Consider the following 26,319-nt stretch of genomic DNA (forward strand, 5'->3'; position numbering starts at 1 on the left):
TTCACCCGACTGATCGGCGGGTGAAGAGCGGGTTGTCAGGCAAATACCGCCATATCACTCGCCGTCAGGGTCGTCACACCGACCAGCGTCACCACCGCGACAGCGTTGCCGTTGGCGGTGCCGTCGGCATCGTAATAGAGCGTATGGTCATCCTGATTGAACACCAGGTTAGCCCCTGCCGCCTCGTTTTGCCCCCCGTTAACATTGGTAAGCGCCTCGGCGACTGTCTGGCCCTGTAGGTTGAACACGCCTGTGTTGAGCGCCAGCAGATCGCTGCCTTGGGTGAAGTCGGTGATCAGATCGGCACGCGCGCCAGGTAACTGGGCGAACTGGAAGGTATCGGCTCCAGCGCCGCCGTTGAACCAGTCGGTTTCGACGGTACTGCGGATCAGGTTGGCCGAGGCGTCGCCAGTCCATTCGAGGTGGTCGACGACCGGGTTGCCGTTGGCGTCGAAGCGTTGGCTGTAAATGCCTGATCTGCTGCCGTCCTGGCCGTCGGACGTCCAGCTCACTAGATAACCACCGTCGCTAAGTCCGCTGATCGCCGGTTGATGCTGATTGTCGATAGTGGTGCTGTTGACCCGCACCTCGTCACCCACCGAGGCACCGCTGGCGTCGTAGCGCTGTGCGTAAATTCCCGCACCGCTGCCGTCCTGGTTGTTGGATATCCAGCTCACCACATATCCACCGTCGTTGAGAGCGGCGATCGTTGGTTGCTCCTGCTGACCTTGGGTCGTGCTGTTGACTCGCACTTCCCCCCCTTGCGCTGTCCCGCCGGCGTCGTAGCGCTGTGCGTAAATTCCAGAGCCGCTGCCGTCCTGGTTGCTGGATATCCAGCTCACCACGTATCCACCGTCGTTGAGCGCGCTAATCGCCGATTGATACTGAGAGTCGAGCGTAGTGCTGTTGACCCGCACATCGTCGCCTACCGCGATACCGCTGGCGTCGTAGCGTTGCGTGTAAATTCCAGAGCCGCTGCCGTCCTGGCCGTTGGAGGTCCAGCTCACTAAATAGCCACCGTCGTTGAGCGCGCTAATCGCCGATTGATACTGAGAGTCGAGCGTAGTGCTGTTGACCCGCACCTCGTCGCCTACCGCGATACCGCTGGCGTCGTAGCGTTGCGTGTAAATTCCAGAGCCGCTGCCGTCCTGGCCGTCGGATGTCCAGCCCACCACATACCCACCGTCGCGGAGCGCGCTGATCACAGGATTCGACTGATTGTTAAACGTGGTGCTATTGACCCGAACTTCACCATCCACCGCTACGCCACCGGCAGCGTAGCGCTGCGCGTAGATCCCATTCCCGCTGCCGTCTTGACCGAAGGATTGCCAGCTCACCACATACCCACCATCGCTGAGAGCGACAATCACCGGCCCCCGCTGTTCTTCTAGTGTGGTGCTATTGACCCGCACTTCAGCCCCCAGATTTGCACCACTGAGGTCGTAGCGCTGCATGTAGATGCCCATACCGCTACCGTCCTGATCCTGGGACATCCAGCTCACCACAAAATCACCGTTACTGAGTTCGCTGATTGCAGGCTCAGCCTGATAGTTAAACGTGGTGCTGTTGACCCTCATCTCACCGCGTAGCGCCTGCAGCTGTACACCATCGCCAAACCGCAACGTTTCGAAGTCATGCAATGCATCGAGGCCTTCGTTGCCGTCATCAGCATTCAAATCATTGATGCTGATCTGATCTCGCCCCTGCACACCAAAGGCAAAGTCGTGTTGGCTACCCAGATACAGTGCCGTGTCGTGGCCTTCTCCACCGAACAAGGTGTCGTTGCCAGCACCTGCGACAATGCGCTCGTCGCCGCTGCCCAGCTGGATCAGGTTGTCGCCAGCATCTCCCGCAAGCGTCAGCGTGTTAGCGACCGCCTGGCCGCTGGCGTCGAAGCGCTGTGCGTAGATCCCATGCCCGCTGCCGTCCTGCCCGCTGGACATCCAGCTCACCACATACCCACCGTCGCTGAGCGTGGCGATCGTCGGTTGCGCCCCGAAACCGAAGTTCGTGCTGTTAACCAGCACTTCCCCTCCCACCACGGTGTCGTTGGCATCGTAGCGCTGCGTGTAGATGCCCGCGCCACTGCCATCCTGATTGTGGGCATTCCAGCTCACCACAAAGCCACCGGCGCTGAGCGCTGCAATCGCCGGCTCATAGAGATTGAACTGCGGAGTGCTGTTGACCTGCACCTTATCCCCCACCGCTGCACCGTTGGCATCGTAGCGCTGCGTGTAGAGGTAAAAACCGCCGTCGTACTGGCTGAAGGTCACCACATAGCCACCGTCGCCGAGCCCAGCGATCGCCGGCTCGGACTGAAACGGTTGCGTATTGCTGCTGACCAGCACCTCAGCACCTACCGCGACACCGTTGACATCGTAGCGCTGCGCGAAGAGGTCATAGCCGCTGTCGACCGGGCTGTAGATCACCACAAAGCCACCGTCGCTGAGTCCAGCCGCCATCGGTTGCATTTGATTTGGACTGTTGAAAAAATCCAAGTCGATCGTACTGGTGTTGACATGAATTTCACCACCCTGTGCCATACCCGCTGCGTCATAGCGCTGCATGCTTACGTCAGCCCTTAGTAAATAAATACTTCCGCTCCGAAAGTAGGTGTAGGACTCTGAGCCCACCACATAGCCGCCGTCTGCCAGCGCCGTCACACTCGCATAGGACCCATAGTTCGCCGTGGTGACGTTGACCAGTACCTCATCACCCACCACTGCGCCGCTAGCGTCATAGCGCTGCGCGTAGAAGCCGCTGCCGCCCTGGACGCTGGACGTCCAGCTCACCACATACCCACCGTCAGTTAGCGCCGCCACACTCGGAAAAACCTGATCGTTGGCCGTGGTGGTATTGACTAGTACCTCGTCACCCACCGCTGAGCCGCTGGCGTCGTAGCGCTGCGCGTAGATGCCATGCCCGCTGCCGTCCTGGCCGCTGGACATCCAGCTCACCACATAACCACCGTCAGCCAGTGCGGCCACACTCGGATAATACTGATCGCTGGCCGTGGTGGTGTTGATCAGATGCTCCCCCCCGGGAGCACCGTTGACCATGACCGTGCCATTGGCAAAGCGCAGTTGCTCGACATCATCGACCCGATCTCGCCCCGCCTCGCCACTCCCTGCACCCGCCTCGACCACCAGATAGCCACGCGGGTCGAAGGTGACGGTGTACTGGCTCATTCCGGCGTTGTAGCGCGCGCTGTCGTTGCCCACGCCGCCGTCGAGCCGATCGTTGCCGGCACCTCCATTGAGTTCGTCGTCGCCTGCCAGGCCAAACAACGTGTCGTTGCCGTCGCGGCCGAGCAGACGGTCGGCCAACGCGGTACCGGTCAACGGATCGTCGCCGGCACCACCTTCGACCACACTGAGCACACCGCCGACTGGGGACGTGGCTGGCGCGAAGTTGTCGAGGGTCAGTGTTGCGGCGTTGGTATTCTGCAGCGTGATGACGGTCTGCCAACTGTTCGTAACGGCACCCGCACCGTCGCGGTCCCACTGCAGCAACGTGTCGGCGCCTTGCTGCACCAACCGCAGGTAGCCCAGCGCCGGGTCGAACGGGTTGCCACTGTTGTAGCCGCTGCTGTTATTCAGCAACGCGTTGATATTGAGGATGTCGCCAGTGGCACCAGATGCAAAGTCGCTGACCAGCAGTTGGCCCGTGGAGTTGGGCTGCAACTGGTAGATGTCGCGTCCACTGCCACCGGCGACCATGGTGACGGAATTGGCGTTGCTCTGGATGACCTCGATGGTGTCGTCACCGGCGCCGGCATTGAGGCTGTCGTTCGCGACCAGTCCGGAAACGTCAGAATCATACAAGGCATCGTTGCCATCACCGCCGTCGAGCGTGTCATTGCCGGCGCCACCGTACAAAACGTCAGCGCCGCTATCGCCCACTATCGTGTCGTCACCGTCGTCACCGACCAAAAGATCATCACCGCTGCCGCCATCCAGCATGTCGTTGCCAATGCCTCCCGCCACCGTGTCAGCGCCGCTGCCACCGACGAGCGTGTCGTTACCACTGCCAGCTAACAGATAGTCGTTGCCACTGCCGGCGTCCAGCGCGTCATCGCCGTTGCCAGCATCCAGATAATCGTCGCCAGTGCCAGCGTCCAGCGAATCGTTGCCATTGCCACCGATCAAATAGTCGCCGCCACTACTACCGGTCAGTGTGTCGTTGCCCTCTTCACCATAGAGTTGACTGCCGTCGGCGTCATTGCCCGCCAGCAACGTGTCGTTGCCCTGACCACCGTAGAGAATGTCATAACCACTGCCCCCATCGAGCAGGTCATTGCCGCCAAAGCCGAAGAGCTGGTCTTTGCCCGCCAGGCCATAGATCGCATCGTCAACCACGCTGCCGTTAAGCACGTCGTCGTTGGGTGTGCCATTAAGCGTCAGCCCCAACAAACTCCCATCCGGCGGTGCAGCTGGCGTAAAGTTCTCACTGGTCAGCGTGCTCGCATCGGTATTCTGCAGCGTGATGACGGTCTGCCAACTGTTCGTAACGGCACCCGCACCGTCGCGGTCCCACTGCAGCAACGTGTCGGCGCCTTGCTGCACCAACCGCAGGTAGCCCAGCGCCGGGTCGAACGGGTTGCCACTGTTGTAGCCGCTGCTGTTATTCAGCAACGCGTTGATATTGAGGATGTCGCCAGTGGCACCAGATGCAAAGTCGCTGACCAGCAGTTGGCCCGTGGAGTTGGGCTGCAACTGGTAGATGTCGCGTCCACTGCCACCGGCGACCATGGTGACGGAATTGGCGTTGCTCTGGATGACCTCGATGGTGTCGTCACCGGCGCCGGCATTGAGGCTGTCGTTCGCGACCAGTCCGGAAACATCAGAATCATACAAGGCATCGTTGCCATCACCGCCGTCGAGCGTGTCATTGCCGGCGCCACCGTACAAAACGTCAGCGCCGCTATCGCCCACTATCGTGTCGTCACCGTCGTCACCGACCAAAAGATCATCACCGCTGCCGCCATCCAGCATGTCGTTGCCAATGCCTCCCGCCACCGTGTCAGCGCCGCTGCCACCGACGAGCGTGTCGTTACCACTGCCAGCTAACAGATAGTCGTTGCCACTGCCGGCGTCCAGCGCGTCATCGCCGTTGCCAGCATCCAGATAATCGTCGCCAGTGCCAGCGTCCAGCGAATCGTTGCCATTGCCACCGATCAAATAGTCGCCGCCACTACTACCGGTCAGTGTGTCGTTGCCCTCTTCACCATAGAGTTGACTGCCGTCGGCGTCATTGCCCGCCAGCAACGTGTCGTTGCCCTGACCACCGTAGAGAATGTCATAACCACTGCCCCCATCGAGCAGGTCATTGCCGCCAAAGCCGAAGAGCTGGTCTTTGCCCGCCAGGCCATAGATCGCATCGTCAACCACGCTGCCGTTAAGCACGTCGTCGTTGGGTGTGCCATTAAGCGTCAGCCCCAACAAACTCCCATCCGGCGGTGCAGCTGGCGTAAAGTTCTCACTGGTCAGCGTGCTCGCATCGGTATTCTGCAGCGTGATGACGGTCTGCCAACTGTTCGTAACGGCACCCGCACCGTCGCGGTCCCACTGCAGCAACGTGTCGGCGCCTTGCTGCACCAACCGCAGGTAGCCCAGCGCCGGGTCGAACGGGTTGCCACTGTTGTAGCCGCTGCTGTTATTCAGCAACGCGTTGATATTGAGGATGTCGCCAGTGGCACCAGATGCAAAGTCGCTGACCAGCAGTTGGCCCGTGGAGTTGGGCTGCAACTGGTAGATGTCGCGTCCACTGCCACCGGCGACCATGGTGACGGAATTGGCGTTGCTCTGGATGACCTCGATGGTGTCGTCACCGGCGCCGGCATTGAGGCTGTCGTTCGCGACCAGTCCGGAAACATCAGAATCATACAAGGCATCGTTGCCATCACCGCCGTCGAGCGTGTCATTGCCGGCGCCACCGTACAAAACGTCAGCGCCGCTATCGCCCACTATCGTGTCGTCACCGTCGTCACCGACCAAAAGATCATCACCGCTGCCGCCATCCAGCATGTCGTTGCCAATGCCTCCCGCCACCGTGTCAGCGCCGCTGCCACCGACGAGCGTGTCGTTACCACTGCCAGCTAACAGATAGTCGTTGCCACTGCCGGCGTCCAGCGCGTCATCGCCGTTGCCAGCATCCAGATAATCGTCGCCAGTGCCAGCGTCCAGCGAATCGTTGCCATTGCCACCGATCAAATAGTCGCCGCCACTACTACCGGTCAGTGTGTCGTTGCCCTCTTCACCATAGAGTTGACTGCCGTCGGCGTCATTGCCCGCCAGCAACGTGTCGTTGCCCTGACCACCGTAGAGAATGTCATAACCACTGCCCCCATCGAGCAGGTCATTGCCGCCAAAGCCGAAGAGCTGGTCTTTGCCCGCCAGGCCATAGATCGCATCGTCAACCACGCTGCCGTTGAGCACATCATTGTTCGGCGTACCGACCAAAGCACTCAGCAGGTTCAACGTAAAATCATCACTCACCGAAAGCCCACCCGAGTCGGTCGCCGTAACGGTGATAGCAATCCCCCCGGGCTGTGTCCCTGCCGGCGGCGTGCCGCTGAAGCAGCGGCTCGAAGCATCGAAGCTCAGCCACGCCGGCAATGGATTGCCGTTCAGCAGACGGACACTGAGAACAAGGCTGTCACCGGCATCGACATCGGCAAAGGTATTCGCCGGCAAGGTGTAGGCAACCGCCTGCCCCAGCCCGTTGAGCTGGTCGAACAACGCCACCTGCAATATCGGCGCATCATTCACCGCCACCAGGTTGAAGCCCTGCGTAGCGGCAACCGAGCCACCCTGGCCATCGATCACCTGGTAGTTCAGCGTGACCGCACCGTTGTAGTTGGCATCCGGCGTGAAGGTCCAGCTGCCGTCGCCGTTATCGACCAGCGTGCCGTGGTTGGCGCTCAGATTGGTGACGGACAAGCTGTCGCCATCCGAATCGCTGGCGTTGGCCAGCAACTGCGCGGCGGTAATGTTATAGGCCGCGTCTTCCGTGCCATAGGGCAAAGCGCTCGGGGCGCTGACGATAGGCGCATCATTGGTGTTGCCGATGCTCAGGGTGAAACTACTGCTCGCCGTGGCATTGCTGCCATCGGTGGCCGTCACCCTCACACTCAGACTGCCGACATCAGCATTGCCCGGCGTACCACTGAAGCTGCGGCTCGCGGCATCAAAGGTCAGCCAACTCGGCAAGGGCGAGCCGTCTGCCAGGGTGGCGCTGTAGGTCAGCATGTCGCCCGCATCGGGGTCGGTAAAGGTACTGGCCGTTATGGTAAAGCTGAAGCCGGCATCCTCGATCGCTTCCTGGTCGGTCAGCGGACTGCTGACTACAGGGGGCGTATTCAGGTTTACCACCTCAATGCCGGTAATGCTGGTCGAAGGTGCAAAGTTGTCGAGGGTAAGGTTGCTGGCCACGGTGTTCTGCAGGGTGATGACCGTTTGCCAGCCTGTACTGCCGGCAGACGTGCCATTCTGGTCCCATTGCAGCAGGGTGTCGGCGCCTTGCTGCACCAGGCGCAGGTAACCCAGCGCCGCATCGAAGGGGTTGCCACCGCTGTAGCCACTGCTGCTGGTCAGCAGGGTGTTGATGTTGAGGATGTCCCCGCTGGCGCCGGCGGCGAAGTCGCTGACAAGCAGCTGGCCGATGGAGCTGGGCTCCAAGAGGTAGGTGTCGCGTCCGCTGCCGCCGCTGACCGTGGTGACGGAGTCGGCGTTGCTCTGGTAGACATTGATCGTGTCGTCACCAGTACCCGCATCGATGATATTGCTGCTGGCGACCTGACCATCGGATTCATACAAATAGTCATTGCCATCGCCACCGTGGAGTACATCACTGCCAATCCCACCATACAGCTGGTCGTTGCCGCTGCCACCGTCGAGCGTGTCATCACCATTGTCACCAGACAGAAAATCGCTGCCGCCGCTGCCGGTCAGCGAGTCGTCGCCGTGCTCGCCCAAGAGATAGCTGCCATCGGCGTCGCTGCCCGCCAGCAGCGTATCGTTGCCCTGACCACCGAAGAGCTGGTCGTAGCCAGTACCACCATCGAGCAGGTCGTTGCCGCCAAAGCCGTAGAGTGTGTCGTTGCCCGCCAGCCCGTAGATCGCATCGTCGACGACACTGCCATTGAGCACATCGGCGTTCGGCGTGCCGTTCAGCGTCAGACCCACCGAACTACCGTCCGGCGGGGCGGCCGGCGTGAAGTTCTCGGTCGTTAGCGCTGCGGCATCGGTGTTTTGCAGGGTGATGACGGTCTTCCAGCCGGCGCCACCGCTGGTGGTGCCGTTCTGGTCCCATTGCAGCAGCGTATCCACACCTTGCTGTACCAGGCGCAGGTAACCCAGCGCCGCATCGAAGGGGTTGCCACCGCTGTAGCCACTGCTGCTGGTCAGCAGGGTGTTGATGTTGAGGATGTCCCCGCTGGCGCCGGCGGCGAAGTCGCTGACAAGCAGCTGGCCGATGGAGCTGGGCTCCAAGAGGTAGGTGTCGCGTCCGCTGCCGCCGCTGACCGTGGTGACGGAGTCGGCGTTGCTCTGGTAGACATTGATCGTGTCGTCACCAGTACCCGCATCGATGATATTGCTGCTGGCGACCTGACCATCGGATTCATACAAATAGTCATTGCCATCGCCACCGTGGAGTACATCACTGCCAATCCCACCATACAGCTGGTCGTTGCCGCTGCCACCGTCGAGCGTGTCATCACCATTGTCACCAGACAGAAAGTCGCTGCCGCCGCTGCCGGTCAGCGAGTCGTCGCCGTGCTCGCCCAAGAGATAGCTGCCATCGGCGTCGCTGCCCGCCAGCAGCGTATCGTTGCCCTGACCACCGAAGAGCTGGTCGTAGCCAGTACCACCATCGAGCAGGTCGTTGCCGCCAAAGCCGTAGAGTGTGTCGTTGCCCGCCAGCCCGTAGATCGCATCGTCGACGACACTGCCATTGAGCACATCGGCGTTCGGCGTGCCGTTCAGCGTCAGACCCACCGAACTACCGTCCGGCGGGGCGGCCGGCGTGAAGTTCTCGGTCGTTAGCGCTGCGGCATCGGTGTTTTGCAGGGTGATGACGGTCTTCCAGCCGGCGCCACCGCTGGTGGTGCCGTTCTGGTCCCATTGCAGCAGCGTATCCACACCTTGCTGTACCAGGCGCAGGTAGCCCAACGCCGCATCGAAGGGGTTGCCACCGCTGTAGCCACTGCTGCTGGTCAGCAGGGTGTTGATGTTGAGGATGTCGCCGCTGGCGCCGGCGGCGAAGTCGCTGACAAGCAGCTGGCCGATGGAGCTGGGCTCCAAGAGGTAGGTGTCGCGTCCGCTGCCGCCGCTGACCGTGGTGACGGAGTCGGCGTTGCTCTGGTAGACATTGATCGTGTCGTCACCAGTACCCGCATCGATGATATTGCTGCTGGCGACCTGACCATCGGATTCATACAAATAGTCATTGCCATCGCCACCGTGGAGTACATCACTGCCAATCCCACCATACAGCTGGTCGTTGCCGCTGCCACCGTCAAGCGTGTCATCACCATTGTCACCAGACAGAAAGTCGCTGCCGCCGCTGCCGGTCAGCGAGTCGTCGCCGTGCTCGCCCAAGAGATAGCTGCCATCGGCGTCGCTGCCCGCCAGCAGCGTATCGTTGCCCTGACCACCGAAGAGCTGGTCGTAGCCAGTACCACCATCGAGCAGGTCATCCCCACCAAAGCCATTGAGCGTGTCATTACCTGCCAGGCCATAGATGGCATCAGCCACCACACTGCCATTGAGCACATCGGCATTCGGCGTGCCAAGAATGGTGTACAGACTCAACGTGAAGACGTCACTGCCCGAAAGCCCACCCAAGTCGGTGGCGGTCACGACGATGTCGATGCCCCCCGCCACCGTCCCCGCCGGCGGTGTGCCGCTGAAGGTGCGACTCGCCACATCGAAGCTCAGCCAGGATGGCAAGGGGGCCCCACTGGCCAGCGAGGCAGTCAGTGTCAGGCTGTCGCCTTCATCCACATCGGTAAAGGTATTGGCTGGCAGGGTGTAGGTGAAGGCGTGCCCCAATCCGCTGAGTTGGTTGGCAAGAGGAGTCAGCAGGGTCGGCGCATCATTCACCGGTGCCAGATTGAAGCCCAGGGAAGCCGCGACCGAGCCGCCATTGCCATCGACCACCCGATAACCAAGGTTGACCGGCCCGTAGTAGTTGGCAGCTGGCATGAAGGTCCAACTGCCGTCGCCATTGTCGACCAGGCTACCGTTGTCGGCGCTCAGGTTGGCGACGGACAGGACGTCGCCATCCACATCGGTGAAACCGGCCAGCAGTTCGGCGTTGGTGAATACGTAAGGCGTGTCCTCGGTGCCATCTGCCAAGAGCGTGGTCGGACTGCCAAGCGGCGCGTCGTTGAGTGCGGTGACGTTGACCGTCAGCGTGTTGCCTGCGAGCGCGAAAGTTTCGCCATCGCCCACGGTGAAGCCGATGCTTGCGTAACCCGAGCCATTGGCATCCTGCGCCGGCACGAACTGGAGCTTGCCGGCGTCCAGGTCGGCCCGGCTGATTTCCTGGCCCAGGGCGACCGCCACCCACGCGCTGCCGTTGTGATACTGCAGGCTGCCGGCCTGCGGCAGTGCGGTGATCTTCACGACAGCCAGCGGGTCGCCGTCGGTGTCGCTGTAGTTGCCGAAGTCGCTTGCCTGCAACAGCAGCGGCGTATCTTCGTTGGTGGTCACACTGTCGTCGGTCGAGCCGGGTGACGAGTTGAACATGGCGAGGACGGTCGCGGGGGACCAGACCGTGCCATTGCCAAAGCGTATCTCGTCGACCTGAGCCACCCCACCGAGAAAGTAGTCAAGGATGGTGATGCTGTCGCTGGCATTCAGGGTCAGCACCAGGTCATCGTCGACCCGGCTGACGCTCACCTGGGCGGGCAGTATGGAGGTGTCGAACAGGATGGCGTCGAGATCCCCCAGGTTTGCGCTGCGGTTGTCCACGGTGTCCACACCATGCCCGAGGGAATAGAGGTACACATCATTGCCGCTGTCGCCAGACAGGGTGTCGTTGCCGGAGCCGCCGAACAGCTGGTCATTGCCGGCACCGCCGCTGACGGTATCGTCTCCAAAACTTCCATTCACCAGATCATTGCCGTCGTTGCCGAACAGCGAGTCGTTACCATCCCAGCCGTTCAGGTAGTCATTGCCCGCGAGAGCATTGAGCTGGTCATCGCCTGCTGAACCGTACAGGTAGTCGTGGCCATCGCTACCCGTGATGCTGTCGTTCTGGCTGGTGCCGAAATACCAGCCGGCACGTTGCATGATTTCGGCGCGACTCCACATTGTGCCGTCGGCAAAGCGGAACGCCTGCACGCCGAAACCTTCCCCGGTGTCCTGCGGATAGGCCGCTCCCATGCTGCCAATGAACAGGAGATGCCCATTGGGGAACTCGATCACCAGGTTGCCGGCCTCATTGAAGCTATCCACCGGTCTCACGAAGTGGAGATCTTCCGGATTGATGCCAGCTGCGAACTGCACGATGTTGAGCTGACCCAGCGCGTTGTCATCACTGATGGTGACGTCACCGCTGCCATCGACCAGGTAGGTGTCGCTCCCGGTTCCGCCGATCAAATTTACATAGCCGCCGCTGTTGCTCAGGTTGCGTGCATCGAGCGTGTCGTGGCCGGCTTCGCCCAGAAGGAAACTGCCTGTCTGGCTGTTTCCGACTATCAGAATATCGTCGCCGGCACCGCCCCAGAGGAAGTCCACTCCGCCGCCACCCTGCAGCGAGTCGTTACCATCCTCGCCACGCAAGGTGTCGTTGCCCGCCCCTCCATCGAGGCTGTCATCGCCTGCACCGCCACTGAGCTGGTTGTTGCCGTCGTTGCCGAGGAGCTGGTTGGCACCGGAGTTGCCCGTGCCGTCCAGGTTGGCCGAGCCGGTCAGGGTCAGGTTCTCGACATTGCTGCCCAGCGTGTAACTGATCGAGGACCGGACGGTGTCGTTGCCCTCATCCGCCAGTTCATTGACCTGGTCGCCCGTGCTGTCGACCACATAGAGGTCGTCTCCCGTGCTGCCATACATGGCGTCGTCACCGGTACCGCCATCAAGTGTGTCGTTGCCGCCGAGTGCACGGATCTGGTCGTTGCCGCCCAGGGCCTGGATAAGGTCGTCGCCATTGCTGCCAAAGAGCACATCCGGCCCGTTGGTGGCACCCGCCTGCACGTTGGCGAGCAGGGTCGTCCTGTTCCACAGCGTGCCATTGGCGAACTGGACACGGTCGATCTCGTAGTCCGCCCCCAGGTAGAAGCCCTTGACTGTGAGCGTGGCGAGCGTGCTGGACACCAGCATCACAAGGTCATCACCGCTACGCAGGAAACGCACGTCGACAGGGTTGAGGCCGGACAGCTGCAGCGTATCGACGTCGGCAGCCAGCCCGCCGCTGTTGTCGATCACGTCGTGGCCGAAGTTCAGGCCGTAGACATAGGTGTCGTTACCCTGGCCCCCCGCGAGCCAGTCATTGCCGAGACCACCGATGAGGGTGTTGCGGCCACTGTTGCCGGTAAGGCGGTTGTCGAGATCGTTGCCGGTGCCAGCCAGGTTGGCAGTGCCGGTGAGTTCGAGGTTTTCCAGGCTCGCACCGAGGCTGTAGGTGATGGACGTACGAACCGTGTCGGTCCCCTCACCCGACGCCTCGCTGACGCTATCCCCGGCCTGGGCGATCAGATAGAGATCATCGCCGGCACCACCGGCCATGCTGTCATTGCCTGCACCGCCATCGAGCACATCGTTGCCGTCGCCGCCGGACAGGCTGTCGTTACCGGCGCCGCCCAACAGCGTGTCGTTACCGGCACCACCTTGCAGGTTGTCAATGCCATCACCGCCGTCCAGCAGGTTGTTTCCGCTATTGCCAATCAAGGTGTTGGCCAGGGTGTTTCCGATACCATTGAGATGGGCGCCGCCCAGCAGGGTCAGGCGTTCGACATTGCCGCCCAGGGTGTAGTCGATGCTCGCTTGTACGGTGTCATCGCCACTGTTGGCAGCCTCCACGACGACATCGCCGAGGTCGTCGACCAGGTAGGTGTCATTGCCCAGACCACCTTCCAGGCGGTCCGCACCGCTACCGCCATCGAGCAGGTCGTTGCCGCCATTGCCGAACAGCGTGTCATTGCCGCCCAGGCCTTGCAGCACATCGTCGTCGGGGTTGCCGTTGATGACGTCGGCACCTGCGGTCGGGGTGGCTGGCGGGTAATAGAGGTTGCTGAGGATGGCGCTGCTATCCCAGCGGCTGCCGTCGGCGAACTGAATACGGTCAATGGCATAGTCGGCATCGAGGAAATGCTGGCTGACGATGAGGGTCTCGCCACTGGCGAGGACCGTCAGCACCAGGTCGTTGCCCACACGGGTCAAGCGGATCTGGCTGGCGTTGAGATTTACCAGTCGGATGCTGTCGAGGTCAGCGGCCAGGCCGCCGCTGTTGTCGATGACGTCGTTGCCGAAGTTCAGGTCGTAGACATAGGTGTCGTTACCCTGGCGCCCCGCCAGCCAGTCGTTGCCAGATCCACCGTTGAGGGTGTTGCCGCCACTGTTGCCGGTCAGGCGGTTGTCGAGATCGTTGCCGGTGCCAGCCAGGCTGGCAGTGCCGGTGAGTTCGAGGTTTTCCAGGTTCGCACCAAGGCTGTAGGCGATGGACGCACGGACCGTATCGGTCCCCTCACCCGATGCCTCGCTGACACTATCCCCAGCCTGGGCGATCAGATAGAGGTCATCGCCGGCACCACCGGCCATGCTGTCATTGCCTGCACCGCCATCGAGCACATCGTTGCCGTCGCCGCCGGACAGGCTGTCGTTACCGGCGCCGCCCAACAGCGTGTCGTTACCGGCACCACCTTGCAGGTTGTCAATGCCATCACCGCCGTCCAGCAGGTTGTTTCCGCTATTGCCAATCAAGGTGTTGGCCAGGGTGTTTCCGATACCATTGAGATGGGCGCCGCCCAGCAGGGTCAGGCGTTCGACATTGCCGCCCAGGGTGTAGTCGATGCTCGCTTGTACGGTGTCATCGCCACTGTTGGCAGCCTCCACGACGACATCGCCGAGGTCGTCGACCAGGTAGGTGTCATTGCCCAGACCACCTTCCAGGCGGTCCGCACCGCTACCGCCATCGAGCAGGTCGTTGCCGCCATTGCCGAACAGCGTGTCATTGCCGCCCAGGCCTTGCAGCACATCGTCGTCGGGGTTGCCGTTGATGACGTCGGCACCTGCGGTCGGGGTGGCTGGCGGGTAATAGAGGTTGCTGAGGATGGCGCTGCTATCCCAGCGGCTGCCGTCGGCGAACTGAATACGGTCAATGGCATGGTCGGCATCGAGGAAATGCTGGCTGACGGTGAGGGTCTCGCCACTGGCGAGGACCGTCAGCACCAGGTCGTTGCCCACACGGGTCAAGCGGATCTGGCTGGCGTTGAGATTTCCGAGCCGGATGCTGTCGAGGTCAGCGGCCAGGCCGCCGCTATTGTCGATCACATCGTTGCCGTAGCCGTTGCCATAACGGTAACTATCGTCGCCACGCCCACCAGCCAGCAAGTCGTTACCGGTTCCGCCGTCCAGTGTGTCGTTGCCGTTGTTACCATTCAGCGTATCGTTGCCGCCCAAGCCGTTGAGACTGTCACTGAGCGAGGTTCCGGTCAAAACATTGGCGCCGTCATTGCCATTTATAGTAGCCATGTCCGATAACCTTTATTTTCGGTGGGAGTTTGACGGTTAATACTAGTGGGTCGCCTATTCTTGGCCTCATCCATATGAATGAACGGATGGCCCTTTGATCGGAATTTGCCACTACAACTTGAATTCCATGCGAGTCCACTCATACGCGACCGCCACCGGGCCCACGTCGGAATGCCTTCGGTAGTGGCTCACCAGCCGAGATGACGGGTCTGAACAGAAACCGCCATGTGCCTGGGACTGAATCGGCGGCCTAATGCCCGCAGGGCGAATGCCAAGGACAACACGAAAAAAATGGCTGCCCCGAGGCCGCCCGGATACGCCAAGAGATCCTCAGTAGCGGCTCATCCTCTAGTTGAAAAAAACTGATGGATTTTGACTGCGTGTGATGTGGTCGGGGCCCGGCATCCGGGCCGTGATGTTCGGGCCTGCCTCAAGGCGCCATCGAACGCTGGCGTCAATCCCGATAATTCCAGCTTGCGGACAAAGTCACCCGACCTCCCCGATTGCGCAGGAGACTCTCCAATTGCGCAGCTGAATGCGGGCAGTCTGAGCGCTGTCGCCGCTGAGCAACCAGCGCGTCGTCGAGGTAAAAACCAACTACAGCCTGCGCGTTTCCCTCATCACTGCACTGGCTTTGGAGGGAATGGTGCCATTCCCCATCCTGCAAAAGCTGGTAGGCCACAGCCGGCTGTTGATGACTCTGTATTACACGAAGCCTGGCGCAACCTACATCCGCGACGTGCTATCCGAGGCAGCTGAGGGACTAGAAGCGAACAAAGAAGTGAGCATCCAGAACTTTCTCCTGGACACCGAGCATAGCGAACTCCTAGAAAAGGCGATCTGTAACAGCATGTCCAGTCTTGCCGCCGCCATCCCCCAACATCCGGCCGCACGCAACCCAGCCGGCTGGATGCCGATGCACCACGGACTTTGCTTGGTCGGCGGCAACACCAGCGAAGGCCAAGACAATAATTCGGTGGGCGGCTGCTACAACGGCGGGGCTAAAGTTGGATCAAAATATAGCCCTGTGCCCGGTGGTAGCCGAAATTGCGTGCGCTGTCGTTGGTTTGTGACCGAGCCGCACCACCTGCCGGCGCTGGCCGCCCACTTCAACACGCTCGCTTACCACTTCGACGAGGCACGCAATGCCTGTCTCGCTCGTGAGAACGAACTTCAGGACCTGAAGAAGCAGAAAGCCGACGCGGAAGACACCGGCCAGCCGTTCACCTTGTTGAACGGCTACCGGCGGGCAGAGCGGGTATGGGAGAGCACCATGAAACGCTTCAGCGACCTTGCCGAGGACTTGGTAGCCTGCTGGCGTCTAATCGAGCGCTGCAAGGCCACACTCGACTCGCCTCAGGACGAAGTCGTGCAACTCGTTGCCGCCGGTACGGTGGGTGATGTGAATATCGCTTTCGAAGAGATTGAATCTGAGTTGCTTCAACTCACAGGCGTCTGCGAAAACGCCGAGGTTTATCCCGACCTGGAGCCAGGTAAGGCAGTGTTCCGCCGAAGTCAGCTGCTCGATGCCGTGCTCTATCGCGATGCCCAGCCCCCTATCTTCATGCTGCTGAGCGAACAGGAGCAACTGCTTGCTGGCAACGCCTTCATGCGCCGCCTTGCCCAGCAGATAAACCCAGGGAATCCGGCGCTTGGCCAGCGGGAAGTGATTCGCTTGATGGACGCAGGCTTGAGCCTCAGCCAGCACTTTGACATGGAGCTCACCGCGCTGCAGCCGAGGACCAATCCCGTCCAAGCAGTTCCCGCCAAGCTCAAAGCGCTCTTCGGAGATGAAGCATGAATGGCGCGACAAACATCCATCCGGACGCTGTACTGGAATCGCTGCTCGCCAAGGGAGGCCGCTCCAACAAGCGCGCGAATCTAGCGAAGATGCACGAACTCTGCCGTATGCAACATGATGCCGGCTCTCGCGATTTCTCGCTTCCAGCTATCGGCCGTCTGGCCGAAGCCGAAGGTATCATGAAGGGCCGAGCGCTCTACAACGCTCAGTCCGCCGACTACCGGGAGCTCATCGGGGTCTGGGCCGCCTACGCCGGTCCACCCGCACCCAAGCCGGCGAAAGCGCTGGCGAGCCACGAATATCTGATGCGCATAGAGGATCCGGCTATCCGCTCCATTATGCAGGCCATCATCTCCGAGCGCGACAGGCTCAAGGCGCAATTGAACGTGTTGAAAGCCAAAACGCAGGTAACCGTAGACCGGCGCCCGCTCGGCGCGACAGTCGCACTTGGGCCTGGCTCGCAGTCAGTAACCGTGCTTGCTATGAGTGCGCAGCTCACGCCTTCGGAGCGCCAGGCCTTGAAAAAAGCAGTGTCAGCTGAATATCTTGAAGAGCGAGGCCTACGAGAAGACAGCCACGGCGAAATAGTAAATGAGCGCGGCCGGCTAGTGTTCGAAGTCGGGTTCGCCCGTGCAATACGCAAGGTACTTGGCGACTGACCATCGTAAGGAAAAAGCGCCGACGTTGCCGTGGGCGCTTAGGAATTACGATGTCGTAGGATGTATTTTTACATCGTAAGGCCAGGAGACTCGAAAGCCGACACCTGTGGGATTCTCAGTCCCTGCTCAATTGAACTATGTACCGTTAGGGTATAAGTCCAATCGGCCGGGGTCTTTGTGTTGCGCGGGAAACTCAGTCAGGCATCAGAAACGCTTGATGTCCGCTTCGGCTTCCAGCTGCTTGCGGTACGCCGCAAAGTCTTGCTGGCCGATGCGCGAGGCGAGGAAGCGACGGTATTGAGCCTTCTCTTCTTCAGTCGGTGCAGCGGCTTCGTTGACGCCGTTCAGACGCACGATCACCAGGCTACCATCCGCCAGGGTCACGCTGCTGAAGGTCGGCTTGTCTTTGGCTGCTGGTTTCGGCATGCGGAACAGCGCTTGCAGCACGGTAGGATCAATCCCTTCCTGAGCGCGTGTCGCTGCTGCGGTGACTTTCCAGTTCTGGCCATCAATCGCCTTGTCCAGTGGCGTCTTGCCTTCGCGCAGGTTGGCGACCAGCTGGTCAGCCTTGGTCTTGGCGGCAGCACTGGCGTGCTCCTTGGCCAATTGACCGCTGATGGCGGCAGACACGCTTTCCAGCGGCAGTTGCGCAGGCTTCAGGTGCTCCTTGGCGCGCAGCACGATCACGGTTTCCGGATCGAGCTCGATGGCGGTGCTGTTGGCACCCTCATCCAACACTTCAGGACTGAACGCGGCGGTGATCACGGCACGGTTGGCTGCAACGCCGTCGCCACCTTCACGGCCGAACGGCTTGGAGGTGTGAACGGTCAGTTTCAGGTCCTGCGCCGGCTGCGCCAGATCGGAAGCTTCGAACGACGAGTCTTCCAGTTGCTTGGTCGCCTCGACGAAACGCTGCTCGACCTGTTGGGCTTTCAGCTCTTTGGTCAGCTTGTCTTTCAGGCTTGCCAAGGTCGGAACTTCCGGCGCCTCGACACCCAACAGCTTGATCAGGTGGAAACCGAAATCGGTGCGAACCGGTGCCGAAACCTGATCCTTGGCCAACGCATACAGTGCTGTTTCGAATGCTGGATCGTAGACACCAGCACCTGCGTAGCCTAGGTCACCGCCGTTGTTCGCCGAACCCGGGTCCTGGGAGAATTCCTTGGCCAGGGCCTCGAACTTCTCACCTTTGGCCAGACGGGCCTGAACTTCTTCGATCTTGGCCTTGGCTTGCGCCTCGGTCACCTTGTCGTTCACTTCGATCAGAATGTGCGCCGCCCGGCGTTGCTCGGACAGGTTCGCGATCTCTTTCTGATACGCCGCTTGCAGGTCTTCGTCCTTGACGGCGACCTGATCAAAGAAGGAAGACTTCTTCAACTCGAGGTAATCGATGATCACCTGATCCGGCGTCATGAATTCCTTGGCGTGTTCGTCGTAATAGGCCTTGACCTCATCGTCGGTCAGCTTCACAGCCGCCGGGTCAGCCTTGACGTTCAGGGTAGCGAAATCGCGGGTCTGTTTTTCCAGACGGGCGAAGGCCAGAACCTGTGCGTCGGTGACGAAACCGCTACCTGCCAGACCCGCGCGCAGCTGACCGATCAGCATTTCCTGAGCCAGCATCTGGCGGAATTGCATGCGGCTGTAGCCGAGTTGACGAATGACCTGATCGAAACGCTCGGCGCTGAACTTGCCGTCCACCTGGAATTCAGGGGTTTGCAGGATCACCTGATCCAATGCCGCTTCGGAAAAAGCGAATTTCGAGTTTTCTGCACCTTGCAGCAGCAGTTTGCGATCGATCAAGCCTTTGAGGGCCGATTCGCGCAGCATTTTTTCGTCGAGCAAGGAAGCATCGAAATCCTTGCCCAGCTGTTGCATGAGCTGGCGGCGTTGCATATCAACCGCCTGGCTCAGCTCGTTCTGACTGATTTTTTCACCGTTGACCTTGGCCGCTTCCTGGCTATTGGTCGTCGCCTGAAATATGGCCTCGATACCGGTGAACGCCATCAATACAACGATGATCCCGATAATGGTCTTGGCAATCCAGCCTTGTGAATTGTCCCTGATATTCTGCAGCATGCGTCCCCCAGAAACGGTTGAACTTCAAAATTAGGCAACCGTGGAGCGTGGGTAGAATCCGGATAGAAGAAAGGCGCATCCGAGGATGCGCCTTCTCGTAACTGGCGGAGCGGACCAAGGGTTCGAACTTGCGACCCTCGGCGTCTCGGACCGGCGACTTGCCGACTGGACTACCGCTCCGCTGCCAGGTCAGGCATGACCCCGACCCGGATAGGCAAAAACCTGAATCGAACTTAGTTGACAGCTTCTTTCAGTGCTTTACCGGCTTTGAAACCTGGTTTTTTGGCTGCTGCGATTTCCAGAGTCTTACCGGTCTGTGGGTTACGACCAATGCGAGCTGGACGATCAGTTACGGAGAAAGTACCGAAACCAACCAGAACAACAGAGTCGCCAGCCTTGAGAGCGCCAGTGACGGATTCGATTACAGCGTCCAGCGCACGGCCAGCAGCAGCTTTCGGGATATCAGCGGATGCAGCGATAGCATCAATCAGTTCCGACTTGTTCACTCTAAGTCCCCTTATATCTATTTGAGTATGATTCTAAGTTTTTTGGTGAAAGCAAAAACGAGTGCTGAATGGCCTACAGACACTTAAGAGCCGCTTTATAACAAGGGCTCTAAAAAGCTGTCAACAAGCCACCCAGGCAAATGCGTACTAATGCGTGCTAATTCTTTCCTTAGAGTCAGACTCGCGTTTTTCATCCTTTGCAACTATCTCCGGAGCTACATCGGGTAAGGGCTCCGGCGCGTATTGCAGCGCAATTTGCAGGACCTCGTCAATCCATTTAACCGGTTTAATCTGCAGATCCTGCTTGATATTGTCCGGAATTTCCTTCAGATCGCGTACGTTCTCTTCAGGAATGATCACAGTCTTGATTCCGCCGCGGTGAGCCGCGAGGAGTTTTTCTTTCAGACCACCAATCGCCAGTACCTGACCACGCAGGGTGATTTCGCCGGTCATGGCGACATCCGCGCGCACCGGGATCCCGGTCAATGCCGACACCAGAGCCGTGCACATGCCTACACCGGCGCTAGGGCCATCCTTCGGGGTCGCCCCTTCCGGCATATGGATGTGCGTGTCGCGCTTCTCGTGGAAGTCCAGGGGAATCCCCAGGCTCTTCGCACGGCTGCGGACCACGGTCAAGGCGGCGGTAATGGATTCGACCATCACGTCACCCAGCGAACCGGTCTTGATCAATTGGCCTTTACCCGGCACGACAGCAGCTTCGATAGTCAGCAATTCGCCGCCGACCTGAGTCCATGCCAGACCGGTCACCTGGCCAATCTGATCCTGCGATTCAGCCAGGCCGTAGCGGAATTTGCGCACGCCCAGGAAGTGCTCCAGCATGTCGGCAGTGACCTTCACCGAGAAGCGTTTTTCCAGCGCATGCTCTTTGACCGCCTTGCGGCAAACCTTGGCAATCTGGCGCTCCAGCCCACGTACACCGGCTTCGCGGGTGTAGTAGCGAATGATGTCGCGGATCGCTTCAGCGTCGAATTCCAGCTCGCCTTTCTTCAAGCCGTTAGCCGTAATCTGCTTCGGCGAAAGGTATTTGACGGCGATGTTGATCTTCTCGTCTTCGGTGTAGCCCGGCAGACGAATCACTTCCATCCGGTCAAGCAGCGCCGGCGGAATGTTCATGGAGTTCGAGGTGCACAGGAACATCACATCGGACAGGTCGTAGTCGACTTCCAGATAGTGATCGTTGAAGTTGTGGTTCTGCTCCGGATCGAGCACTTCCAGCAACGCCGACGCCGGATCGCCACGCATGTCGCTGCCCATTTTGTCGATTTCATCGAGCAGGAACAGCGGGTTGCGGACACCTACTTTTGTCATCTTTTGAATCAATCTTCCTGGCATCGAACCGATGTAAGTCCGACGATGACCACGAATTTCCGCTTCATCACGCACACCACCGAGGGCCATGCGTACGAATTTGCGGTTGGTGGCGTGAGCAATCGACTCCGCCAGCGAGGTTTTACCCACACCAGGAGGACCGACCAGGCACAACACCGGACCACGAATCTTCTTCACACGCTTTTGCACGGCGAGGTATTCGAGGATCCGCTCTTTGACTTCTTCCAGACCGTAGTGGTCTGCGTCGAGGATGTCTTCTGCACGCGCCAGGTCCAGGCGCACTTTGCTCTGGGCCTTCCACGGCACCTGAACCAGCCAGTCGATGTACGAACGCACCACGGTCGCTTCCGCGGACATTGGCGACATTTGTTTCAGCTTGTTCAGTTCGCCCTGAGCCTTGGCCAAGGCATCTTTCGGCAGGCCTGCGGCATCGATGCGCTTTTTCAGCTCTTCGATTTCGTTGTGGCCTTCGTCGCTGTCGCCGAGCTCTTTCTGAATGGCCTTCATCTGCTCATTCAGGTAGTACTCGCGCTGGCTGCGCTCCATTTGTTTTTTAACGCGGCCGCGAATGCGTTTTTCGACTTGCAGCAGATCGATTTCGGCATCCAGCAACGCCAGGACGTGTTCGACCCGGGCCGACAAATCGATGATTTCGAGGATTTCCTGCTTCTGCTCGATTTTCAGGGCCATGTGCGCGGCCATGGTGTCGACCAGGCGACCGGGCTCGTCGATGCTGTTGAGCGACGACAGGACCTCAGCGGGGACTTTCTTGCCCAGCTGCACATATTGTTCAAATTGAGCCAGCAGGCTGCGGACAAACACTTCCGACTCGCGCTCAGGCGCGTCGACTTCGTCGATCAATGAGACTTCGGCACGGCAGTGGCCGTCCACTTCGCTGAAGCGCTCCACAGCGCCGCGCTGCTCACCTTCGACCAAAACCTTGACCGTGCCATCCGGCAGCTTTAGCAGTTGAAGAACGGTAGCGATCGTACCTACGCGATAGAGTGCATCTTCACCGGGATCGTCGTCAGCAGGGTTTCTCTGAGCCAGCAGAAGGATCTGCTTGTCGCCCGTCATCGCGGCCTCGAGGGCTTCGATGGATTTCTCGCGCCCCACGAACAGCGGGATAACCATGTGCGGATAAACCACAACATCACGCAATGGCAGGAGAGGCAATTCGATGGTTGTCTTCATGATTTCGCCTCTACGGCGGCCATAAGGCCGTAAACAGATGGAAGTAAGCTTGAAACCAAGATGGGGGCTTGTTTAGAAAAAAACAAGCGGATAAAAGCAGTAAAAGGTCGCAGCCTGAAGAAGCTTGAGAAAATGGTCAGCTGTCAGGCCGCCATCGCTGGCAGGCCAGCTCCCACAAAAGCAAAGGGGCCCGAAGGCCCCTTCTTTATTCCAGCTGCGTGACGCTTAAGCGTCTGGCGCGGCCTTGGCAGCCGGCTCACTGTTTTCGTAGATATACAGTGGCTTGGACTTGCCTTCTATAACGCTTTCATCGATCACTACTTTACTCACCTCGGATTGCGAGGGGATTTCATACATAGTGTCGAGCAACACACCTTCGAGAATCGAGCGCAGTCCACGGGCACCGGTCTTGCGTTCCAGGGCACGTTTGGCGACCGATTTCAGCGCGTCGGCCCGGAATTCCAGGTCCACGCCTTCCATCTCGAACAACTTGGCGTACTGCTTGGTGAGAGCATTTTTCGGCTCGGTGAGGATCTGCATCAATGCAGCTTCATCAAGCTCGTCCAGCGTGGCAAGGACCGGCAGACGACCGACGAATTCCGGGATCAGACCGAACTTGACCAGATCGTCAGGTTCGACTTCACGCAGGGATTCACCAACTTTCTTGCCTTCTTCCTTGCTGCGAACTTCCGCACCGAAACCGATGCCGCCCTTGGTGGAACGGTTTTGAATAACCTTTTCCAGACCGGAGAACGCACCGCCACAGATGAACAGGATGTTACGGGTGTCGACCTGAAGGAATTCCTGCTGCGGATGCTTGCGACCACCTTGAGGCGGAACGGAAGCGACCGTACCTTCGATCAATTTGAGCAGGGCCTGCTGCACGCCTTCACCGGAAACGTCCCGGGTTATCGACGGGTTGTCAGACTTGCGCGAGATCTTGTCGATCTCATCGATGTAGACAATGCCCATCTGGGCTTTTTCCACGTCGTAATCGCACTTCTGCAGCAGCTTCTGAATGATGTTCTCGACATCTTCACCCACGTAACCCGCCTCGGTGAGGGTGGTTGCGTCGGCGATGGTGAACGGAACGTTCAGCAAGCGGGCCAGTGTTTCGGCAAGCAGGGTTTTACCCGAGCCTGTCGGGCCGATCAGCAAGATGTTGCTTTTGCCGAGTTCGACGTCGTCATTCTTTTTGTCACGCTGGTTCAGGCGTTTGTAGTGGTTGTACACCGCTACGGCCAGAACCTTTTTCGCACGCTCCTGACCAATCACGTACTGATCAAGGATGCCGCTGATTTCTTTAGGCGAAGGCAATTTATGCGCGCTGCTTTCGGCCTGGGCTTCCTGCACCTCCTCTCGGATGATGTCATTGCACAGGTCGACGCACTCGTCGCAGATAAAGACCGAGGGGCCGGCAATCAATTTGCGTACTTCATGCTGGCTTTTGCCACAGAAGGAGCAATAGAGCAGCTTGCCGTTGTCCTCGCCGTTGCGGGTGTCAGTCATTCGTTCGATCCAAATCCGATAGGCTTGCAACACAAGATGAAGGCTATTGCGGGCTTTTTCAAGCCCGCTGGTGATCGGACCAGCCGACCCACCTTATTTTGAGCTGCTTATTTTAAGCAGGGCGCTGGGTGATCACTTCATCGATCAACCCGTACTCACGCGCGGCTTCTGCACTCATGAAGTTATCGCGGTTGGTATCGCGCTCGATTTCTTCAAGAGTGCGGCCGCTATGCTTGGCCATCAGCGTGTTGAGACGCTCACGGATGAAGAGGATTTCCTTGGCATGGATTTCGATATCCGACGCCTGCCCCTGGAAACCGCCCAGTGGCTGGTGAATCATCACGCGTGAGTTCGGCAGGCAGTAACGCTTGCCAGGGGCACCGGCGGTCAGCAGGAATGCACCCATGCTGCAGGCCTGACCGATACAGGTGGTCGACACGTTTGGCTTGATGAACTGCATGGTGTCGTAGATCGACATGCCCGCCGTCACCGAACCGCCCGGGGAGTTGATATAGAGATGGATGTCCTTGTCCGGGTTTTCCGCTTCAAGGAACAGCAGTTGCGCACAAATCAGGTTGGCCATGTAGTCCTCTACCGGGCCAACCAGAAAGATCACTCGCTCCTTGAGAAGACGCGAATAAATATCGTAGGCGCGCTCGCCACGAGCGGACTGCTCGACAACCATCGGGACCAGGCCGCCTGCGGCCTGGATATCAGAGTTCTGCTGAATATACGAATTACGGAACATGCTCTGCAGTCACTCCCAAATAGTTATGTCTTGAATACGCATAAGCCAGCACGAAGGCTGGCTTATGGTGTGTACTTCTTACCGCAAAAACGATCAGTCGGCTTGTGGAGCTTCTACCGGCTTGACTGCTTCTTCGTAAGAGACCGATTTGTCGGTCACGCTAGCTTTCTGCAGAACAGTATCCACAACTTGTTCTTCCAGCACAACCGAACGGACTTCGTTCAGTTGCTGGTCGTTCTTGTAGTACCAGGACACAACCTGCTCAGGCTCTTGGTAGGCCGAAGCCATTTCCTGAATCATTTCGCGAACGCGGGCTTCGTCAGGCTTGAGGTCGAATTGCTTGACCACTTCAGCCACGATCAGACCCAGCACAACGCGGCGCTTGGCTTGTTCTTCGAACAGCTCGGCCGGCAGTTGGTCAGGCTTGATGTTGCCGCCGAACTGCTGAACAGCCTGCACGCGCAGACGGTCAACTTCGTTGGACAGCAGAGCCTTTGGCACTTCGATCGGGTTGGTGGCCAGCAGACCGTCCATTACCTGATTCTTGACCTTGGATTTGATCGCCTGACGCAGTTCACGCTCCATGTTCTTGCGAACTTCGGCGCGGAAGCCTTCCAGACCGGTTTCCTTGATGCCGAATTGAGCGAAGAACTCTTCGTTCAGCTCTGGCAGTTTTGGCTCGGAAACAGTGTTCACGGTCACGGTGAACTCAGCGGTTTTGCCCGCCAGGTCGAGGTTCTGATAGTCCGCAGGGAAAGTCAGGTTCAGAACGCGCTCTTCGCCGGCTTTAGCGCCAACCAGACCGTCTTCGAAACCAGGAATCATGCGGCCGGAACCCAGAACCAGCTGAGTACCTTTGGCGGAACCGCCAGCGAACACTTCACCATCGACCTTGCCGACGAAATCGATGTTCAGTTGGTCGTCGTTCTGGGCAGCGCGATCGGCCACTTCGAAACGAGTGTTCTGCTTGCGCAGGACGTCCAGCATTTTGTCCAGGTCAGCGTCAGCCACGTCAGCGCTCAGGCGCTCTACGGTGATGCCTTCGAAACCGGCAACGGTGAACTCAGGGAACACTTCGAAAATCGCGACGTATTCCAGGTCTTTGCCAGCTTCCAGGGATTTCGGCTCGATGGAAGGAGCGCCAGCCGGGTTCAGCTTCTGCTCGACAACAGCTTCGTAGAACGAGGACTGGATGACGTCGCCGACAGCTTCCTGACGTGCATCGGCACCAAAACGGCGCTTGATTTCGCTCATTGGCACTTTGCCTGGACGGAAACCAGCGATCTTGGCCTTTTGGGCGGTCTGCTGCAGACGCTTGTTGACCTGAGTCTCGATGCGCTCAGCCGGCACGGTGATGCTCATGCGGCGCTCAAGAGCAGAAGTATTTTCAACAGAAACTTGCATGGATATTCCTCGTTGCACAGACGTTGGCCGGCCGTTTCCGACCCCAGAATCAAGGGCATGCATTCTAGTAGGTCAAACTCAAGAAGTCACCCTACTGAAAACGGGTAAAAACGCAGCAGGCAATTTAGAGGGGCGAATGCACGAATGCATCTCGTCCCGGTGGCAAATACAACCAATCACGCCAAGGCTCTGCGCCAACCCTTCTATATATAGAAGTGGTTGCCAATCATCTCCCTGACAAGCCGTCCTTGCAAGCAAGGCCGGCGGGCGGCGCGGCATCATCGAGAAACATAAATACGACGAAACGCCCTGCCCTTGCGACCCGGAACCGCAGCCGCCGACACTCAAAACACTGAAACAAAAAAGGCGCCAG

General features: G+C 59.3%; 9 protein-coding genes. 2 read left to right on the forward strand and 7 right to left on the reverse strand.

Annotated elements, in window-relative coordinates:
- Window positions 1-35: 35 nt before the first annotated feature.
- On the reverse strand, window positions 36-14,699 hold the full coding sequence (locus ACA066_RS19415) for a cadherin-like domain-containing protein (RefSeq protein ID WP_497696240.1): 14,664 nt from the start codon (window positions 14,697-14,699) through the stop codon (window positions 36-38).
- 646 nt (window positions 14,700-15,345) lie between these two features.
- Between ACA066_RS19415 and ACA066_RS19420 the strand changes: the two genes are divergently transcribed.
- Both ACA066_RS19420 and gmtX read left to right on the forward strand, forming a co-directional pair.
- Entirely contained in the window at window positions 15,346-16,500 is a 1,155-nt protein-coding gene (locus ACA066_RS19420) for a hypothetical protein (RefSeq protein WP_497696241.1), read from the forward strand.
- Complete coding sequence (gene gmtX / locus ACA066_RS19425; protein ID WP_497696242.1) at window positions 16,497-17,159, forward strand: gamma-mobile-trio protein GmtX; 663 nt, start codon at window positions 16,497-16,499, stop codon at window positions 17,157-17,159. Before ACA066_RS19420 ends, gmtX begins: the two co-directional genes overlap by 4 nt.
- Before the next feature lie 204 nt (window positions 17,160-17,363).
- Here gmtX and ACA066_RS19430 read toward each other — a convergent pair whose 3' ends face one another.
- The 6 genes from ACA066_RS19430 to tig all read right to left on the reverse strand — a co-directional run bounded on the left by ACA066_RS19430 (window position 17,364) and on the right by tig (window position 25,946).
- The gene (locus ACA066_RS19430) at window positions 17,364-19,235 is read right to left on the reverse strand and encodes a SurA N-terminal domain-containing protein (protein ID WP_497696243.1); all 1,872 of its coding nucleotides are present in this window, start codon (window positions 19,233-19,235) and stop codon (window positions 17,364-17,366) included.
- A 233-nt stretch (window positions 19,236-19,468) separates the two neighbouring features.
- Window positions 19,469-19,741 (reverse strand): HU family DNA-binding protein, encoded by a 273-nt coding sequence (locus ACA066_RS19435; RefSeq protein ID WP_002552737.1) that lies wholly within the window; start codon window positions 19,739-19,741, stop codon window positions 19,469-19,471.
- Between the two features lie 147 nt (window positions 19,742-19,888).
- A complete protein-coding gene (lon, locus tag ACA066_RS19440; protein ID WP_052909694.1) occupies window positions 19,889-22,285 on the reverse strand; it encodes an endopeptidase La in 2,397 nt (798 codons plus the stop codon).
- 225 nt (window positions 22,286-22,510) lie between these two features.
- The gene (gene clpX / locus ACA066_RS19445; RefSeq protein ID WP_145318649.1) at window positions 22,511-23,794 is read right to left on the reverse strand and encodes an ATP-dependent Clp protease ATP-binding subunit ClpX; all 1,284 of its coding nucleotides are present in this window, start codon (window positions 23,792-23,794) and stop codon (window positions 22,511-22,513) included.
- A gap of 112 nt (window positions 23,795-23,906) precedes the next feature.
- Window positions 23,907-24,542, reverse strand: coding sequence for an ATP-dependent Clp endopeptidase proteolytic subunit ClpP (gene clpP, locus ACA066_RS19450; RefSeq protein ID WP_008034105.1), 636 nt, complete (start codon window positions 24,540-24,542; stop codon window positions 23,907-23,909).
- Window positions 24,543-24,635: 93 nt separating this feature from the next.
- Window positions 24,636-25,946 (reverse strand): trigger factor, encoded by a 1,311-nt coding sequence (tig, locus tag ACA066_RS19455; RefSeq protein ID WP_084319767.1) that lies wholly within the window; start codon window positions 25,944-25,946, stop codon window positions 24,636-24,638.
- Between the last annotated feature and the right edge of the window lie 373 nt (window positions 25,947-26,319).

This window comes from Pseudomonas sp. LBUM1651, from assembly GCF_059716135.1.

Bases quoted from the DNA above. Each gene is read 5' to 3' on its own strand.
- ACA066_RS19415 (WP_497696240.1), bottom strand. From the start codon at position 14,699: ATGGCTACTATAAATGGCAATGACGGCGCCAATGTTTTGACCGGAACC.
- gmtX (WP_497696242.1), top strand. From the start codon at position 16,497: ATGAATGGCGCGACAAACATCCATCCGGACGCTGTACTGGAATCGCTG.
- ACA066_RS19430 (WP_497696243.1), bottom strand. From the start codon at position 19,235: ATGCTGCAGAATATCAGGGACAATTCACAAGGCTGGATTGCCAAGACC.
- lon (WP_052909694.1), bottom strand. From the start codon at position 22,285: ATGAAGACAACCATCGAATTGCCTCTCCTGCCATTGCGTGATGTTGTG.
- clpX (WP_145318649.1), bottom strand. From the start codon at position 23,794: ATGACTGACACCCGCAACGGCGAGGACAACGGCAAGCTGCTCTATTGC.
- clpP (WP_008034105.1), bottom strand. From the start codon at position 24,542: ATGTTCCGTAATTCGTATATTCAGCAGAACTCTGATATCCAGGCCGCA.
- tig (WP_084319767.1), bottom strand. From the start codon at position 25,946: ATGCAAGTTTCTGTTGAAAATACTTCTGCTCTTGAGCGCCGCATGAGC.